15 protein-coding genes are annotated in these 17064 nt (G+C 61.6%); 10 read left to right on the top strand and 5 right to left on the bottom strand.

Translation table 11 applies throughout. The features are described 5' to 3' along the window. Positions 1 to 45: 45 nt before the first annotated feature. The gene (locus EGJ68_RS13245; RefSeq protein WP_123035047.1) at positions 46 to 501 is read right to left on the bottom strand and encodes a universal stress protein; all 456 of its coding nucleotides are present in this window, start codon (positions 499 to 501) and stop codon (positions 46 to 48) included. Further along, positions 491 to 2092 carry a BCCT family transporter gene (locus EGJ68_RS13250; RefSeq protein WP_123035332.1) on the bottom strand — a complete coding sequence of 534 codons (1602 nt, stop codon included), beginning with the start codon at positions 2090 to 2092 and terminating at the stop codon, positions 491 to 493. The genes EGJ68_RS13245 and EGJ68_RS13250 overlap by 11 nt, the downstream gene beginning before the upstream one ends. 204 nt (positions 2093 to 2296) lie before the next feature. On the opposite strand from EGJ68_RS13250, the gene EGJ68_RS13255 reads away from it, so the two are divergent. The 3 genes from EGJ68_RS13255 to EGJ68_RS13265 are packed head-to-tail and all read left to right on the top strand — an operon-like array spanning position 2297 to position 5245. Continuing rightward, complete coding sequence (locus EGJ68_RS13255) at positions 2297 to 2941, top strand: TetR/AcrR family transcriptional regulator C-terminal domain-containing protein (protein WP_123035048.1); 645 nt, start codon at positions 2297 to 2299, stop codon at positions 2939 to 2941. Between the two features lies 1 nt (position 2942). Next, positions 2943 to 4346 (top strand): flavin-containing monooxygenase, encoded by a 1404-nt coding sequence (locus EGJ68_RS13260; RefSeq protein WP_123035049.1) that lies wholly within the window; start codon positions 2943 to 2945, stop codon positions 4344 to 4346. Beyond that, a complete protein-coding gene (locus EGJ68_RS13265; protein WP_123035050.1) occupies positions 4343 to 5245 on the top strand; it encodes an alpha/beta hydrolase in 903 nt (300 codons plus the stop codon). The genes EGJ68_RS13260 and EGJ68_RS13265 overlap by 4 nt, the downstream gene beginning before the upstream one ends. A 51-nt stretch (positions 5246 to 5296) precedes the next feature. On the opposite strand, the gene EGJ68_RS13270 is transcribed toward EGJ68_RS13265, so the two are convergent. From EGJ68_RS13270 to EGJ68_RS13280, 3 genes are all read right to left on the bottom strand, one after another. Then, positions 5297 to 6604, bottom strand: coding sequence for an ammonium transporter (locus tag EGJ68_RS13270; RefSeq protein ID WP_123035333.1), 1308 nt, complete (start codon positions 6602 to 6604; stop codon positions 5297 to 5299). Positions 6605 to 6707: 103 nt separating this feature from the next. After that, positions 6708 to 7541 carry a Coq4 family protein gene (locus tag EGJ68_RS13275; RefSeq protein WP_123035051.1) on the bottom strand — a complete coding sequence of 278 codons (834 nt, stop codon included), beginning with the start codon at positions 7539 to 7541 and terminating at the stop codon, positions 6708 to 6710. Between the two features lie 120 nt (positions 7542 to 7661). After that, a complete protein-coding gene (locus EGJ68_RS13280) occupies positions 7662 to 8798 on the bottom strand; it encodes a helix-turn-helix domain-containing protein (RefSeq protein WP_123035052.1) in 1137 nt (378 codons plus the stop codon). Between the two features lie 192 nt (positions 8799 to 8990). Here EGJ68_RS13280 and EGJ68_RS13285 point away from each other — a divergent pair, with 192 nt between their 5' ends. From EGJ68_RS13285 to EGJ68_RS13320, 7 genes are all read left to right on the top strand, one after another. Then, positions 8991 to 10691, top strand: coding sequence for an N-acyl-D-amino-acid deacylase family protein (locus EGJ68_RS13285; RefSeq protein ID WP_123035053.1), 1701 nt, complete (start codon positions 8991 to 8993; stop codon positions 10689 to 10691). 20 nt (positions 10692 to 10711) lie between these two features. Next, a complete protein-coding gene (locus EGJ68_RS13290) occupies positions 10712 to 10921 on the top strand; it encodes a hypothetical protein (RefSeq protein ID WP_123035054.1) in 210 nt (69 codons plus the stop codon). After that, positions 10918 to 11148, top strand: a complete 231-nt coding sequence (locus tag EGJ68_RS13295) for a hypothetical protein (RefSeq protein WP_123035055.1) — start codon at positions 10918 to 10920, stop codon at positions 11146 to 11148. Before EGJ68_RS13290 ends, EGJ68_RS13295 begins: the two co-directional genes overlap by 4 nt. 295 nt (positions 11149 to 11443) lie before the next feature. Beyond that, positions 11444 to 13072 carry a flavin-containing monooxygenase gene (locus EGJ68_RS13300; protein ID WP_123035056.1) on the top strand — a complete coding sequence of 543 codons (1629 nt, stop codon included), beginning with the start codon at positions 11444 to 11446 and terminating at the stop codon, positions 13070 to 13072. Between the two features lie 410 nt (positions 13073 to 13482). Beyond that, positions 13483 to 14715 carry an HD-GYP domain-containing protein gene (locus EGJ68_RS13310; RefSeq protein WP_233248813.1) on the top strand — a complete coding sequence of 411 codons (1233 nt, stop codon included), beginning with the start codon at positions 13483 to 13485 and terminating at the stop codon, positions 14713 to 14715. A 43-nt stretch (positions 14716 to 14758) separates the two neighbouring features. Then, on the top strand, positions 14759 to 16012 hold the full coding sequence (locus EGJ68_RS13315; protein ID WP_158283658.1) for a putative bifunctional diguanylate cyclase/phosphodiesterase: 1254 nt from the start codon (positions 14759 to 14761) through the stop codon (positions 16010 to 16012). A gap of 97 nt (positions 16013 to 16109) precedes the next feature. Beyond that, positions 16110 to 17024, top strand: a complete 915-nt coding sequence (locus EGJ68_RS13320) for a DUF808 domain-containing protein (RefSeq protein WP_123035059.1) — start codon at positions 16110 to 16112, stop codon at positions 17022 to 17024. Positions 17025 to 17064: the final 40 nt, after the last annotated feature.

A 17064-nucleotide genomic window follows, 5' to 3' on the forward strand; every position in this document is an offset into this window, starting at 1 on the left:
ATGAACGCCCTGTGAGCGGGTCTCCAGCCCCAAAGGCAAGCACGCTCAGGATTCACCGCCCTCCTGGGGCTCCTTGACCGGCGCCGGCAAGACCAGCACGGCACAGGGTGCGCTGACCGCGACGCACTCCACCGTAGCCCGCCGCAACGGCCAGTGGGCACCCGCTCCCCGCGACACCAGCAGTATCAAATCGGCTTCGATACTGGCGCCCAGGGCTACCAGCTTTTCTCCGGGGCTACCCGCCAACACGTGCAACGTGGCACCCGAGTTGAAGGCCAGGTGCTTTTCTGCCAGGGCACTCAAGCTGTCGCGGGCGCGCTGCTCAATATCTTCGGAGGCATCCGCCGCCACGTGGGGGAAAAAGCTGGCGCCACCGGGATCGAACACCGTGGCCAGATGCAGGCTGCCACCCTCACTCAGCAACCGGCACCCCTCGCGCAGCGCGCGCTCTGCCTCTTCCTCATCCTCCACATCAATAGCCAATAGAATATTACGGTACATCGTCCTTCTCCTGCTGCGATGACGGCGCTGCGTCGACCTGCGGATAGGCCCTTCCGTAGACCAGTTCACCCACGCTGTAGCCGCGGTAATCCGCATGCAGCGCGCGCAGTAGTGAAAGCGCCATGAAAATCAACAACACACAGAACGGCAGGCCCAGTGCGGTAATCACGTTCTGCAAAGCTTCCAGCCCTCCCGCAAGCAGCAGCGTGACGGCAATGCCACCCTGTGCCAGGGCCCAGAATACCCGCTGGCGGACCAGCGACGGTTGATCGTCGCGACGCGTCAGCAGATCAATGACCAGCGACGCCGAATCCGACGAAGTGGTGAAGAAAATAATGATAATGATCACACTCAGGGCCGAGGCAAACTCTGCAAGCGGAAACACGGAGAGAAAAGCAAAGATCGCTACCGAAGGATCATCCTGCACCTGTGCTGCCAGCTCCACCTTGCCGCTCATGGCCACATCGATTGCCGCCAGGCCAAATACCCCAAACCACACCAGCGTGAACAGCGTGGGCGCCAGCAACACGCCCGCAACAAATTCGCGGATGGTACGGCCACGGGAAATACGCGCGATGAAGATACCCACGTAAGGCGCCCAGGAGATGGTCCAGGCCCAATAAAAGAGTGTCCACTGCCGTTGCCAATCCGACTCCGAAAACGCCTGGGTCCAGAATGCCAGCCAGGGCAAGGCATCCAGGTAATCACCCAGCGTTTGCACCATACCCTCGGCAATAAAAACGGTCGGCCCGGCAACGGCAACAAAGACGATCAGCGCAATTGACAGCACTATATTCGCCTGCGAAAGCCGCCGTATGCCCTTGTCCAGGCCCAGCGCCACCGAAGTGGCTGCAACACCGGTAATACAGGCAACGATCGCGACCTGCACCCACCCCGTCTTGGGCACCTCAAACAGATAGGCGAGACCACTGTTCAACTGCAGTGTGCCCAGGCCCAGCGAGGTCGCCACACCAAACAGCGTACCCAGCACCGCGACAACGTCCACGGCGGCACCCAGGGGGCCATAGATGCGCTCTCCCAGCAGCGGGTAGAACAGGCTGCTGACGCGCATCGGCAGATCATGCCGGTAGGCGAAGTAGCCAATCGCCAACCCCGGCAGGGCGAAGATGGTCCAGGTATGCAGGCCGAAGTGGTACATCGCCACGGTCATTGCATCCCGCGCTGCACGCTCGCTTTCGGGCTCCACACCGGAAAACGGCGGCTGGGAAAAATGCGATACCGGCTCCGCTACGCCCCAGAACATGAGAATGGTGCCAATACCCGCGGCAAAGAGCATGGTGAACCAGGTGAGATTGGAATAGTCCGGGCAGGCGTCATCACTGCCCAGTCGAATAGTGCCGTAGCGGCTGACCGCGAGGAAAATGAGGAACGCCAGCAGCATGCTCACAGACAGAATGTAGAACCAGCCCAAATGGCGTGCCACCCAGGCGGTAACGGCGCCAAAACCCTGACCCACCTCTGCATCAAAGGGAATCGCCAACGCCACAAACAGGGCGGCCACAGCGGCGGAGGTGAAGAACACCGCCGGGATGGTCTGCAGACCCAGCGCGCGTTGCAGCCTGTTGAGCAAAACCTGACCTCGCTTTTCGTCGGCAACGGACCCAACCCTAGCACAGGAACGCCACGCAAGCGCAAACAGGGCCGGTTCGCCCAATACACTGAACCGCCAGCCTGCGCCGGCCAATTTCTTTTCCGAAACCAATTCGATAATATTCCCTGTGTGAACGCCTCACCCAGAAATGCCAGCACACCGCGCCGCGGAAGGCCGCGCAGCTTGACGCTGGAGACTATCGTCGACACGGCCTGCGCCATACCGCCCGGCAACCTCGACATGGCGACGGTTGCCCGTCACCTGAAGGTTGGCGTGGCAACACTCTATGGCTACGTGGAGGGACGGGAACACCTGTTGCGCCTGGTAACGGAGCGCAAGGGGCAACTGCAACCCATTATCGACCGCGGCCAATCCTGGCAGGACATTCTGCGCGAACATGCCCTCAGCACCTGCCAGACCGCCCTCGACTGGCCAGAGCTGATCAGCCAGATCATGCAGGGTGGCGTGTTCGGTGACATAGAAGCGCGCTACCTGGAACAGCTGATAACCGTGCTTGGCCGGCGCGGGTTTTCCCCCGGCAGGGCACTCGAGCTCTACTACAGCGTGAACCAGCTGGCGCTGGGCGCCGCGGTCAGCGGCAATTACCTGAGGGCCGCAGCCCGCGCAGGGGGGCACCAGGCACTGCTCAATCAGTTCCTGGCAAGCCAACCGGCGGACACCTTGCCCCAGCTACAGCAGGCACTGGCAGAAAACCCACTGCCGCAGGTGCTGGGCAACTTCAAACCGGCGCTGGAGCATCTGCTCGACAGCAGTCAACCCGACAATACGGCCGGCCCCACGCGGTCGCCAACCCTACGGAGAAAGTAGCATGAGCAACGGTTTTCGCCCCACCGATAACAGCGGCCCATTGTGCTGTGTGATTGGCGCCGGCCCCAGCGGAATCACCACCATCAAGCGCCTCAAGGAAGGGGGAATAGCCTACGACTGCTTCGAGGCATCCGACAATATCGGGGGCAACTGGTACTACCGCAATCCCAACGGTATGTCGGCCTGCTACCAGAGCCTGCATATCGATACTTCCAAGTTTCGCATGGGCATGCAGGAATACCCGGTGCCGGAAAACTGGCCGGACTACCCGCACCACAGCGAGATTTTCGATTACCTCAACGACTACACCGATCATTTCGGCCTGCGTGACACCATCACCTTCAACACGCGCGTCGAGCGGGCACACCGCGAAGCCGACGGCCACTGGTCGGTAACCACCAGCGACGGTGAAACCCGCCGCTACGATGTGCTGCTGGTGGCCAACGGCCATCACTGGGACCCGCGCTGGCCAGAACCCGCCTACCCCGGCCACTTCGCCGGCGAGCAAATCCATGCCCACAGCTACAACACGCCCTTCGACCCCATCGATATGCGCGATAAACGCGTACTGGTGGTGGGCTCCGGGAACTCGGCGATGGATATCGCCTCGGAGTTGTCGATGCGCTACATGGCCAGCACCCTGCACATTTCCATGCGCCGCGGCGTATGGGTGTTTCCCAAGTACATCAACGGCAAGCCCGGTGACAAGAACATGCTCCCGGCCTGGGTGCCGCGCAAGATCCAGCACTGGCTGATGAGCCGCGTGGTGAAGCAGCAGATTGGCAATCCCCGCGACTACGGCCTGCCACAGCCCACCTACCAGCCCTGGGAAGCCCATGGCACGGTCTCGGGCGAATTCCTGCAGCGTGCCGGCTCGGGTGACATCAATGCGCGCCCGGGCATTGAGCGCCTGGAAGGGAACACCGTGCACTTTACTGACGGCAGCAGCGATGAATTCGACGTGATCGTCTGGTGCACCGGCTACAAGATCAGCTTTCCCTTCTTTGACCAGCCTCAGTTCACGGCCAGCGAGGACAACCAGCCACCGCGCCTGTTCAAGCGGATGCTGATACCCGGGGTACCCAACCTGATCTATATGGGCCTGGCGCAGTCGCTACCCACCCTGGTCAATTTTGCGGAGCAACAGGCGCGCTGGGTTGTGCCCTATTTGAAAGGTGACTACGCCCCGCCCTCCGAAAATGAGATGGAGGCCATGATTGCTGCGGATGAAGCCTTCTATCTGCGGGACTACTACCCCAGCCCACGGCACACTATTCAGCTGCACTTTGATCATTACGTGGGACGGCTGGACAAGGAAATAGAGGCCGGCATGAAACGGCGTCAGAGTGGCCAGCCGCCGGCGACGCTGGTGGGCGCCGCTGCGGAAAAGGCGCGCGCGGCATGAGCACCTTCACGCGCAGCGACCTGACATTCAACAGCGGGGACGACAGCTGCGCTGCCTGGTTCTATCGCCCCGACACGACCGGCCCGGTGCCCGGGGTGGTGATGGCGCACGGTTTTACCGCCGTGCGCGACCAGCGCCTGGACGCCTACGCCGAGGCCTTCGCTGCGGCGGGTATGGCGGTATTGCTGTTTGACTACCGCCATTTCGGTGCCAGCGCCGGCGAGCCGCGGCAGCTGCTCAGTGTCAAACACCAGTTACAGGATTGGGATATGGCGGTGGCCACGCTGCGCCAGCAACCGGGCATAGATCCGGAGAGAATCGGGCTGTGGGGCACCTCGTTCGGCGGCGCCCACGTACAGGCAGTGGCCGCCCGCGACCACCGCATCGCTGCCGTGGTCGCACAGATACCCTTCTGCTGGGCCGAAAAGCCACAGCAGAAAGTGCCCCTGCAGAAAACCCTCGGGCTACTCTACGCGGCGCTGAAGGACAGTCTGCGCGGCGCCTTCGGGCTCTCGCCGCACTACATTCAGGCCATCGGCGACCCCGACGACGATGCCGCCATGACCTCGCCCGGCGCCGCCGCCGGCATCGCCAGCATCACGCCAGCGGACTCAGGCTGGCGCAACCGTGTGGCGGCGCGGTTTGTGTTTCAACTGGCAAGCTACAAGCCGGGGAAGCAGGCGGGGAACATTCGCTGCCCAATACATTACACCATCGCGGCACGCGACGCGTTCATCTCACCTGCGACCATTCGCGAGGCCGCGGCGCTGGCCCCCAATGCGGAGATTGCCAGTTACGACTGCGGGCACTTCGGCGTGTATGTGGAACCCCTGTTCAGCGAGGTTGCCCGCGACGAAACGGCCTTCCTCTTGCAACACCTCGCCCTGCAGAGGACCTGATGCTTGCGCCAGCCCGACTGCGACAAGCACCGCAGTCGGGCTGGAGCTCAGCTACAGATCGTAGCCGCGTTCGTCATGCAACACCAGATCGAGGCCCACGGTCTCCTGCTCCGCGTCAACCCGCAGGCCAATAACCCGGTCCACGAGCTTGAACAGGATATAACTCACAATCGCCGTGTAGGCGAACGTTGCCACAACGCCGGTGGCCTGCACCGCCAACTGGCCGCCAATGGAGCTGATGCCCTCGGAGAAACCGTTGCCGCTGAATATACCGAGGTTGGGCGAACAGAAAACACCCGCCAGCAACGTACCCAGAATGCCACCCACCCCGTGTACGGGGAATACGTCGAGGCTGTCGTCAATTTTCAGCCGGTTCTTCAGGGTGAGAGTTGCGTAATAACAAATGACACCGGCACTGAGGCCGATGACCACCGCAGCGGCCGGGCCGACCGAACCCGAAGCCGGCGTGATAGTACCGAGGCCCGCCACCATACCGGTGACGATGCCCAGCACCGAAGGCTTGCCGTGGCGGATCCACTCCATGGTCATCCACGCCAGTGAGCCACAGGCGGCCGACAAATGGGTCACCAGCATCGCCATGGCGGCGCTGCCGTCGGCGGCCACCGCGGAACCGGCATTGAAGCCGAACCAGCCTACCCAGAGCATGCCTGCACCGGTCACGGTCATGGTCAGGTTGTGCGGCGGCATGGCAACACTGCCAAAACCACGACGCGGCCCCAACATCAGCGCGGCAACCAGCGCTGCCACCGCCGCCGTGATATGCACCACGGTACCACCGGCGAAATCCTGCAATCCCATGGCACCGAGCCAGCCGCCGCCCCACACCCAGTGGCAAACCGGCGCGTAAACCAGCAGCATCCACGCGGCGCTGAACACCAGCATGGCAGAAAACCGTATGCGTTCCGCAAAGGCGCCGACGATCAACGCGGGGGTAATCACCGCAAAGGTCATCTGGAACATGACAAAAAGCGACTCGGGGATATCACCCGAGGTCCCGCCGATGGATACGCCGGCCAGGAAAAGGTTCCCCAGGTCGCCAAGCCATGGACCCTGCTCCACGCCGGATGAGCCAAACGCCAGTGAATAACCGGCGACGAACCAGAGCAGCGACATCAAGGCCGTGAGCGCAAAGCACTGCATCAAAACAGACAGCACGTTGCGCACCCGCACCAGGCCACCGTAGAACAGCGACAGCCCGGGGAGCGTCATGAACAGAACCAGCGCCGTGGCCGTCAACATCCACGCGGTGTTGGCAGCGCTGATGTCCGCCGCCCAGGCGGACTGGGTCGGCAGCAGGAACGGAAAAACCACAAGCGGAAACCGCAGAAGAGATCGCATCATCGTTATTATCGCAGCAGGGAGGGCGCGGGATTATTGCACAACGGCGGCGCGCAACAAACTGCACACGGTGGTTCACCGCGCGCAGCGCCGCCGCGGTGCTCTACGCGGCGTCGAAGTACTCCCCCAGCGACCACATGGTATCTTCGAACTCGGGACCGTGTACCACGCCGAAGTGCTCGCGTACGTCTTCGAGCGGCCACTCGAACATGTCCTCATAGCGGGGCATGAACAGGGGTGTGTTCAATGCCTCCCCGATACGATTGCCCTCCCCCAGCGCCTTGTACAATGACGGCAGCAGGTGCGGATAATGGCAGCCGAAACGCGACATGCCGGTTGCCACCAACAGGGTGGAGACCACCGACAGGTGCTCGCCCAGCTCCTGCCCCAGTGCCTTGAGCAGGTTGGTTGTGCGCGCGGCGATCAGGGCAAATTCTCCCAGCGGGTCGTAACGGTAGCCTATCACCAGATGCTCTATATCGTGGGTCTGGCTGTGACGGCGGTGGAAGTAGTCGTAATCCGTGGCCGTGCTTTCGAAGGGCAGGAAGTCAGCCTGCAGACCCTGCTCGGCCAGCATTTTCTGATACTCGCGGCCCAGCGTGCCTTCGGGCAGCTCTGCGAGTGCCTGCAAATCATGAGGGATGAGGAAGCGCGCTTCAAACCAGGCATCGAGCACACTGTCACGTGCCCGGGCCTCTTTGAACAGGCGATTGATCTCGTCGACATCGTCCAGCTCGCGGAAAATATCAATGATCTCCAGCGGCCCACCGTAATGATCCATATCCGGACCGTTACGGCGCAGCGACTCCACCGCCACCCAGTGCCGCAGACGCGGGTGGTTGAGGTATTTGGAGGTGCTGCTGAGCATGGTTGTGGTGCCGAGCCGGCGCGGGTCCAGCAGGCGTTGATTGGCGGTGTAACTCGGTACGTCGGTCATGCGAATTCCCTGAAGGTGCTGCTGTTGTCGTTATTGCCCCCATTGAAGAACAGCGTGCGGCGATGTGGAATGGAGGATAAGCTGGAGAGGCTGCACTATTTCCTGCACTACGGCACAGATTCAGCGGTTGTTGCCCCCGCGCAGCTGAGATGGCGACCATCCCGTCAATTGCTTGAAACGGCGCGAAAAGAACATCGGGTCGTCATACCCCACTTCCGCGGCGATGACCTTGATCGGCCATTCAGTACCCTGCAACAGTTCGCGCGCGCGTCCCATCCGCAGCTGGTCCCGCCAGCGCATGATGTTCTCACCCATCTGGCTTTTGAACAGGGCCGTGAGTGTAGAGGGCGCGGCACCCGCTGCCCTGGCAACCTGCTCCACGGTGGTCTTTTCCTGATAGTGGGCCAACAGGAAATCCCGCGCCGCCAGGACACGACGGTCAAGGCGGGTGGTATCATCGCGGGGCACCAGTTCCTCGCGCAGCAGGAGCATGTGCTCGAGCAGATTAAGGTGCAAGGCCCTGCCCTGCCGGCCGCCCGCGTGCGCAATATCGATAATGCGGCGAAACGATTCCGCAAAATAACCCGCGATACGCGGCTCGGAAACCTGCAGCGGTTGCGGCGGCGAGACACTGTCGGCCTCCAGCAACCACGGCATCCAGCGCTGCGGCGGAAAGAACGCGCTGCTGAACACACTGCAACTGCCCGCGCCGGAAATGCGCTGTAGCACGACGTCGGACTCCGGCGGCAACAGCAACAGGGCCGGGCCACTACTCCCGAGAACAATATCCCCACCGGCGTGCAGCAGACGACACGCGCCGCGCTCGGCGAAGAGCAGTAGCCAGGAGTCTGGTGGGCTGAACAGCGGGCGAGGGTATTCCTGGGCGGGCGTAGCCGGCAGCTCAATGTGACTGCTCACAACCTGGTGTGCGGTGAGAAAACGCTGGTAGAGATGCGACCAGATACGATGCTGGAAATCACGGGCAAGCACCGGCTCGGCCTGCCAGTCCAGAGTATCAAGGGTCAGGCCCAGCTCGGCCAGGGTGGCGTCCAGCAACTCACGGCGCGCCGACTGATCCAGCTGGTCTATGCTGATCATTTCCGTTACCGGCAGGGTGAGTGTATCACCCAGCTGATCAACAAACTGACGCGTTTCCTCGACGAAAGCGAGCTCGGCATCCTCCGACAGCAGGGCAGCCACCAGGGCACGGGCGAGTGACACCAGTGCGTCGGGCGCGATACCAGCATCATCCGTCACGGGGGTTTGATCCTCCTGCCATTGTCAACACTCATCCTAACCCGCGCCCACGCCGCAGGCGAGGGGAACCCGCATCGGCCCGGATCGTGCAATCACCGAGATCAGGGCAATCGTCCATGTAGTCTGGGCTATTTGATATGGTCGCCGCGATGCGCGCAGCCTACAGTTTTCAGTCCCCAAGGAGGCGCTTGTATGTACCAGCTGAAAATAACCAACGCCCTCGTCTGCGACGGCAGCGGCAGCCCCGCATATCACGGCGATGTTGCCGTGCAAGACGGCAAGATCATGGCCGTGGGCACACGACTGGACGGCGACGCCGCCACAGTCATTGATGCGCAGGGCCGCGCCCTCGCCCCCGGCTTCATCGATTCTCACACCCATTTTGATGCACAGATCACCTGGGACGGGTTGGCCACGCCGTCCCTGGAACATGGCGTGACTACCGTGATCAACGGCAACTGCTCGCTGACCATGGCGCCGGTGCGCGCCGAGCATCGCGCATTCGTGGGCGCCGTGTTCCGCCAGATCGAGGAAATGCCCGCAGCCGCGTTTGACGCCGGCATGCAATGGAACTGGGAGACCTTCGCAGAGTACCTCGCCACCTTTCGGGATAACCTGGGTATCAATGTGGCCACACTGGCCGGCCACAGCATGCTGCGCCTGTGGGTGATGGGTGATGCGGCGCGTGAACGCTGCGCCAGCACCGAGGAAATCGAAGGCATGCAGCAGCTGTTGCGCCAATGCCTGGACGCAGGTGCCATCGGCCTCAGCACAAGCTGGGTGGACATCGACCACGAACATCGACCGGTACCCTGCCGCCTGGCCGCACCGGAAGAACTGGATGCACTGTGCGCGGTGCTCGGTGAATATGGCGCCGTCATGCAAGTTGTGCCGGAATTCTGGGACCCGGACTTGTTATGTACCCGAATTGACATTCTGGGCGATTTATCGCGGCGCCACAGCATCACCGTAACGTTCTCGCCGCTGTTCGACTCCAACGCCACCCCCGACCTGGTACCCCGGGCGCTGGACCGGGTGCGCTTGCAGGTGGCAAACGGCGCGCGGGTGGTACCACAAATGCAAACCCGGCCGATTGACGTCAGTTTCGAGTTTGATGTGCCCACTTCGGTTTTCAGCTCGCGCCCCACGTGGTGGGCGACCATCCTGAAACCCGCCGGGGAAACGCTGCGCGACTTCCAGGACCCCGATGTACGGCGACAACTGGTAGATGAGGCCTACAATGGCATGCACCCGATCGCCATGGAGGTGCATTTCCCGGACTTTCTGGTCAGCCGCTGCCACCTGCCTGCCAACAAGGCACTGGAGGGCAGGCGCCTCAAGGATATCGCCGAGGAGCGCGGTTGCGACCCGGTGGAGCTGATGCTCGACCTCGCCGTAGAGGAACAGCTGCGAACACGCTTTACCGCGGTCTCCGTGGGCCATGACAATATTGCGCGCATCTCGGGGCCGATCAGTGACCCGCTGGTACAGATCGGCTCGGGCGATGGCGGCGCCCACGTCACCCGCTTTGCCACCTACGGCGACACCGGGTATCTGTTCAGCCGTTTCGTGCGCGAAGCCGGCGCGCTGACCCTGGCACAGGCCGTGTACAAGCTGACCGGCCAGATCGCGGACAATTGGGGGCTCAGTGATCGTGGACGCATACGCCCCGGGCTGGCTGCCGACCTGGTGCTCTTTGATCCCGAACGCATTGACCGCGGTCCGGAAATCGCCGTTGAGGACCTGCCGGGAGAAGGCTACCGCTACCTGCGACACGCGATTGGTGTAGAGCAGGTCTTTGTCAACGGCGTCACGACCTACGCGGCTGCGGGCGGTTACACCCAGGCCCGTCCCGGCCAGCTGGTCGCCGGACGCCGCCGGGTTGCGGCTTGAAACGCCCCAGGAGCGCAAACATGCATACAACCATCACACCCGTAAGACCGTGGACCTACCCCCGTGAAGGCGAGGACCTGCAGAGCATTGCGCGCCGCGAATTTCCCGAGCGCCCGCTGGAAGAGGCTGTCGCCGATTTGCAAAGCTGGAACCTCTATCTGGTGTTTCGACCCGCGCCTGCCATGCTGACCTGTTCCGATATCGTCTTTACCGGCCCGCCCGCTGCGTGAGTGATACGCTCGCCCGCGTGCGCGCCGTGCAACTCACGCCCACCCACGACGGCGAGGCCGCTTGTGCAGTACAGCTGGAGTTTCCCGGCGGCGGCCGTTCCGTGGTGCAGCTGGACAGCGCCGGACTGGCGCGCGTCATGGCAGAGGCAGGCTTGACTGACCTGTCTGGCCTGGTGGGGCGCCCGTGGACCGTGCTGCTTGCCGCACAGGAACCGGCCCAGCACTGAGCAGGGCTACAGCGCAACCCTTCCAGGGCGCAGCGACGCTTCTCGCAGTCGACGCCCCCTCTCACAGTATCTCCGTGTTCACGGCGACCGTGTTCACGGCAGCCAATAACATGTCGCGGGCAACTTGATTGTTTGCATCTAGCAAGTATACTAATCCGGCGCGCGCCAGGGCAGACTGACGCCCGCGGCGCGCCCGTCAGGCCAACCACTGTTAACCGTGACGGGGCACTGGCGGCAGCGCGGAATAACCGGCTACATTGAGCGCTATTATTTTTATAAAATGAGGAACACAGCTATGAGCACCCAGCAGCAACCTGATTTCGACGCCATTGCGGTTGGTGCCGGCTTTGCCGGTCTCGCACTGATTCACTATCTGCGGGAGGCAGGCCTCTCCATTCGCGTCTTTGATCGCGCCTCCGACATTGGCGGCACCTGGACCTGGAACCGCTATCCCGGCGCCATGACCGACAGCGAAAGCTATTACTACTGTCTCACGTTTTCCAAGGAGCTACTGCAGGAGTGGTCGTGGACGCGCCGCTACCCCGACTGGAAGGAAACACACGATTACATGCGCTTCGTGGCGGACAAGTGTGACATGTGGCCAAACATCCAGCTCAACACCGAAATCGTCGAAGCCGCCTACCAGAAAGACAGCGGCCTCTGGCAAGTGACCACCGGCAGCGGAGACACTTTCACCTGCAAGTACTTCATCAGCGGGATGGGCATGATTTCCGAACCCGTGATTCCAAAAATCAAGGGTATGGACAGCTTCAAGGGCCCGCTTTTCCACTCTTCACGCTGGCCTGAAGGGCTCGATTATGCCGGTAAGCGCGTGGGCATCATCGGCGCCGGTGCTACCACGGTGCAGATGCTCCCGGTCATGGCGCAAACCGCGAAGAGCGTAACCGTGTTCCACCGCACACCCAACTTCATTCTTCCGGCCATGCAACGCCCGATGACCCCGGAGTGGGAGAAGGAGATCAAGGACAACTACGATGAAATAGTGGCCAAGTGCCGCAACCACATTTTCGGTATGGCTTTCGACACCGCAGAGGGTCGCCTGGCCGTGGAAACCTCCGCAGAAGAGCGTGAGCGGATATTCGAGGAAAAGTGGACCGGCAGCTTCCGCTGGGTATTCGAAACCTTCGAGGACCTGCTGGGCAGTGCAGACGCCAACCTGTGGGCCTCCGAATTCATCATCAAGAAGATGCGGGAACGCATAGAAGACCCGGAAGTTGCCGATATCCTGGTGCCGAAACCTGGCGAATACCCGCTGTTTGCCAAGCGCCCTCCGCTGGACCATGGCTACCTCGAAGCTTACAGCCGCGACAACGTGCACCTGGTCGATATTGCCGAGCGCGAACCTATCGTCGAAATCACGGAAACCGGTATCACGACAAGTCAGGGTCACCACGAGTTCGACATCATTGTGCTGGCCACGGGCTTCAAGGCCTATACCGGTGCGCTGGAAGCCTTCCCCATCCGCGGCGAGAGCGGCCAGACCCTGCGTGAGAAGTGGCAGAAGGTATCAAAATCGATCATGGGCGTGTGCGTCGCTGACTTCCCCAACATGTTTGTGGTCACCGGGCCCCAGGCGCCGTTTGCCAACCTGCCCACCTCTATCGAGCAGAACGCCATCTGGATCAAGGACTGCATCGAGAAAATGGAGAAGGACGGCTACGACGTCTTTGAGCCCCGTGCCGACGCCGAGGATGCCTGGACCGCGCACACCGCGGAAGTCCACGAGCAGACCCTGATGGCCCAGGGCGACAAGGTCAACTCCTGGATGATGGGCGCCAACCTGGAGGACAAGGCTCCGCGGGTGCTGATCTACTTCGGTGGTGCCAACGTCTACTACGACAAGATGCGTGAGTCCGTCGACGCCGGCTTCCCGGAACTGGAGTTCCGCAAGCGCGTTGCCTGATACCTGAACCGGCGGGCCGCGTGCCCGCCCTCGCCTTCTGCGCATCCTTCGCGCCGCCTCGACCCCCGCCTGCCGCGGGGGTTTTTCGTTGACCCTGAGCCGCTTCGGGGCCGATCCGGCCTTGGCCAGCCGCATTTTTCTCACCACCTTTAGCGATGTGCTCGGCATGGCCTGATGCTGTTTCTCGCAACACTGCTGTTGATGTAGCAAGTCATCAAAATAAAATTCGCCGATGGAATTCGACTTGCAGCGAGCGCGCCCACGCGCCATGATCGGTCCGGTAAATGAGCCACTGCACCACCATGGAGGGATGGCAGGCTAAACCAGGGGGAGCCTCCGGCATCGTGCACGTAGCAACGTAGACGGCGCCGTACTGGGATAAAAATCAACCCGATTAATCTGCGAACGTAATGATAGAAGTCGTTAAAGTAATGGTTGCCGACCTGAAGCCGGGCATGTACGTCTCGGGCCTTGATCGGCCATGGCTGGAAACCCCGTTTATCCTGCAGGGCTTTCGCATCACCTCGGAAGAGGACATTCGAGGGCTGCGACGCCACTGTCAGTACGTCTTCGTCGACATCGAAAAAAGCCGACACATCGACTACGCCCTGCAGCGCAAACGGCGCGTGCAGCGGCCGCGCCTCTCGCGGGAGGCCATGTTTCCCACGCGGCGCCTGGTCAACTACACGGATAGCGCCGAGTGGGCAGAGGAATACCCGCGCGCGGAGGATGCCGTACAGCAGCTTTCACAAGGGCTGGAGGAGGTGTTCCAGAACGCGCGTGATGGTGCCGCAGTCGATGTGGTGCGCGTAAAGCGCTCCGTTGAGCCGATGATCGACAGTATCTCGCGCAATCCGGACGCCTGCATCTGGCTGGCCCGTCTCAAAGAACAGGACAAGTACACCTACCAGCACTCTCTCGGCGCGTCCATCTGGGGCGTAGCGCTGGGTCGCCAGTTGGGCCTGCCGCGCTCCGACCTGCGCTCGCTGGCTATAGGGGGCCTGCTGTTCGACGTTGGCAAACTGCGTGTGGACCCGGCGCTGTTACACAGCGACCACGTACTCAATAATGAGGAGCTCAACGCGCTGCGCGAGCACGTGCGCCATGGCGTGGATATGATGGCCGAAACCGGCCTCATGAATACGGACGTGTTGGCCATGGTGGCGCATCATCATGAACGCCACAATGGTTCCGGCTACCCGCAAGGCCTTGCCGGCGACGACATTCCGATATTCGCCCGCATCGCAGGCATCGTGGATTGCTACGATGCGATCACCAGTCATCGCAGCTACGCCCGCGCAACGTCCCCTTCCGCCGCTATCAAGATGCTGTACGACGTGAAGGACATCGATTTCCAGGCGGAATTGGTAGAAGAGTTTATCCAGGCGGTTGGCATCTATCCCGCCGGCACACTCATCGAGCTAAGCTCCGGTGAAGTGGCTGTCGTGGTTGCTGAGTACCGCACCCGCCGCTTGCGCCCGCGCATCATGGTGGTGCTGGATGCCGACAAGCAACCCCTGAACAGCATACGCATGGTGGACCTGCTGCATGAAACCGAAGATAGCCGCGGGCAACCCCTGGATATTGTCAACAGCCTGGAGCCTGGCGCGTATGGCATCGACATGAACAGCATTCACCTCTAGCGGGCCTGTTGTGACATCTACGCCACCTGTCGTTGAGAGACACGTGTTCGTCGCCGCATTGGACGCGGCGATTGCGCTGTCCGGTGAGCACGGGGAAAACGCCGGGCTGCTGCTCGTGGACCTTAGCAACCTGCGCGTTATCAACCACCGCCACGGCTATGTCATTGGCGACCATCTCCTGCTGGAGGCCTACACACAGTTGCAGGGCCTCAGCAAACTGCCCGACAACGTCTACCGGATATCCAACAAGACCTACGCCTTCCTGCTGCCCCGACTTGCAAACCCGGCCTTTATCGCCCTGGCGGTGAACCGTGTGCAGCGCACGCTTGAGGAGTCGCTCAATATCGACGATGACATCCTGCCGGTAGAATTGCGCCTGGGCCTCGCAGTTACCCGAGCGACAGCACAAGGTGCGCTCGCGATGCTGGCGCGTGCCGAGAACAGCCTGGCACAGACACGTCAGGGCAAGTTGCTGCAAATTGACGAAGCGATTCAGGAGCCCATCGCAAACCAGACAAGCATGCCCCTGGAGCAACGCTTTGCAGAGGCGCTTTACGACAACGCCTTTGAGTTGTATTTCCAGCCCAAGATAGACCTGCGCAGCGGCAAGGTCTTCGGCGCCGAGGCACTGATCCGCTGGCAGCTTCCCGACCACGGTTTCGTACCACCGGAGGAGCTGGTCGCGCTGGCCTATGCGTCCGGGCGCAGCTACGAACTGACCCGCTGGGTGGTGAACCGCGCCCTGCGCTACCAACGTGAGTGGCGGAATGATTTTTCGCTTCCACTGGCCATCAACCTGTCCGCGGACCTCGTCAGCAACCCCGACCTGCCCAACATGATGCAGAGTGCACTCGCCATCTGGGGGGCGGACCCTGCCACGATCACGGTGGAAATCACCGAGGGCGCCGTGATCGAAGACAAGGAAGCAGGGTTCGACAACCTGGCACAGCTGCGAGAGCTCGGCCTCGGGCTGTCGATTGACGACTTCGGCACCGGCTTTTCATCGCTATCGTATTTCAAGGAAATTCCGGCGACCGAAATCAAAATTGACCGCTCCTTTGTCATACGCCTGTTGGAAGATACCCAGGATCAGAACCTGGTACGGATCATTATTGATATTGGTCATCTCTTCGGCCTCGATGTGGTTGCAGAAGGCGTGGAAGACGAAGCGACACTGGAGATGCTGCGTGCGCTCGGCTGCGATATTGTGCAAGGGTATTTATATGCACGCCCGATGCCAGAGGCAGAGCTCAGGGTCTGGCTCAAAGGGCGTGAAATCCTCTCCGGGAATCCCTAGGCCGGCCACTTTCACAGCACTGGTACATTTCTGCCGGTAGCGATTTCCGCTAGACTGGACACCTGTTCTTATCGTTGGGCCGTGGAGGCCGTGCACCATGGCCGGAAGCAGCCTGCTCGCGCTGATCGATGACATCGCCACGATCCTGGACGATGTTTCCCTGATGACCAAAACGGCGACCAAAAAGACCGCCGGGGTGCTGGGAGACGACCTCGCGCTGAATGCGCAACAGGTGGCCGGTGTTCGCCCCGCACGTGAATTGCCCGTGGTGTGGGCCGTGGCCAAGGGATCACTGCTCAACAAGACCATTCTCGTGCCTGCCGCAGTGGCAATCAGCTATTTCGCGCCGTGGCTGATTACGCCGCTACTGATGCTCGGCGGTGCATTCCTCTGTTTAGAGGGCTTTGAAAAAATTGCGCACCGCTTTCTGCACCGCAATGAGCAAGAGGCGCACGCGCAAGCCCTGCGCGCCGCCCTGAAAGATCCGCAGGTTGACTTGCGCGCGGTTGAACAAAAGAAGATCAAAGGCGCGATTCGCACCGACTTCATTCTGTCCGCAGAAATCATTGCGATTACCCTGGGAACGGTCGCTGCCGAGGCCATCGGCATGCAATTCCTGGTGCTCTCTGTCGTCGCCATCATGATAACGGTTGGTGTATACGGGCTTGTAGCCGGCATCGTCAAACTGGATGACGGCGGCCTGTATTTAAGTGGACGCGAGAGCGCGCTGGCGCAAAAAGCCGGCCTCGGCATTCTCTGGCTCGCACCTCACCTGATGCGCACACTCTCGGTACTCGGCACCATCGCCATGTTCCTGGTTGGCGGCGGCATTCTCACGCACGGGCTGCCGCCGGTGCACGCCGCCATCATGGCGTACACAGAGGGCTTTACCGGTGCTGCTCAGGTGCTTGCAGGCACCCTGGCTGACGGTTGCTTCGGCCTGCTTGCCGGCGCCGTGCTGGTAGCGACGATCACCCCCTTGCAGGCTCTGTGGACGAAATTGTTCCGTTGAACGCTCAGACCTGCTTCTTTCCCATGACTTGGGTAACGAT

It is taken from the genome of Haliea alexandrii (assembly GCF_003719295.1).
GTDB classification, from domain to species: domain Bacteria; phylum Pseudomonadota; class Gammaproteobacteria; order Pseudomonadales; family Halieaceae; genus Haliea; species Haliea alexandrii.

What these genes read in the sequence shown, in the direction of transcription:
- EGJ68_RS13245 (WP_123035047.1), bottom strand. Translation starts at nt 501, where the DNA reads ATGTACCGTAATATTCTATTGGCTATTGATGTGGAGGATGAGGAAGAG.
- EGJ68_RS13260 (WP_123035049.1), top strand. Translation starts at nt 2,943, where the DNA reads ATGAGCAACGGTTTTCGCCCCACCGATAACAGCGGCCCATTGTGCTGT.
- EGJ68_RS13265 (WP_123035050.1), top strand. Translation starts at nt 4,343, where the DNA reads ATGAGCACCTTCACGCGCAGCGACCTGACATTCAACAGCGGGGACGAC.
- EGJ68_RS13270 (WP_123035333.1), bottom strand. Translation starts at nt 6,604, where the DNA reads ATGCGATCTCTTCTGCGGTTTCCGCTTGTGGTTTTTCCGTTCCTGCTG.
- EGJ68_RS13275 (WP_123035051.1), bottom strand. Translation starts at nt 7,541, where the DNA reads ATGACCGACGTACCGAGTTACACCGCCAATCAACGCCTGCTGGACCCG.
- EGJ68_RS13285 (WP_123035053.1), top strand. Translation starts at nt 8,991, where the DNA reads ATGTACCAGCTGAAAATAACCAACGCCCTCGTCTGCGACGGCAGCGGC.
- EGJ68_RS13290 (WP_123035054.1), top strand. Translation starts at nt 10,712, where the DNA reads ATGCATACAACCATCACACCCGTAAGACCGTGGACCTACCCCCGTGAA.
- EGJ68_RS13300 (WP_123035056.1), top strand. Translation starts at nt 11,444, where the DNA reads ATGAGCACCCAGCAGCAACCTGATTTCGACGCCATTGCGGTTGGTGCC.
- EGJ68_RS13310 (WP_233248813.1), top strand. Translation starts at nt 13,483, where the DNA reads ATGATAGAAGTCGTTAAAGTAATGGTTGCCGACCTGAAGCCGGGCATG.
- EGJ68_RS13320 (WP_123035059.1), top strand. Translation starts at nt 16,110, where the DNA reads ATGGCCGGAAGCAGCCTGCTCGCGCTGATCGATGACATCGCCACGATC.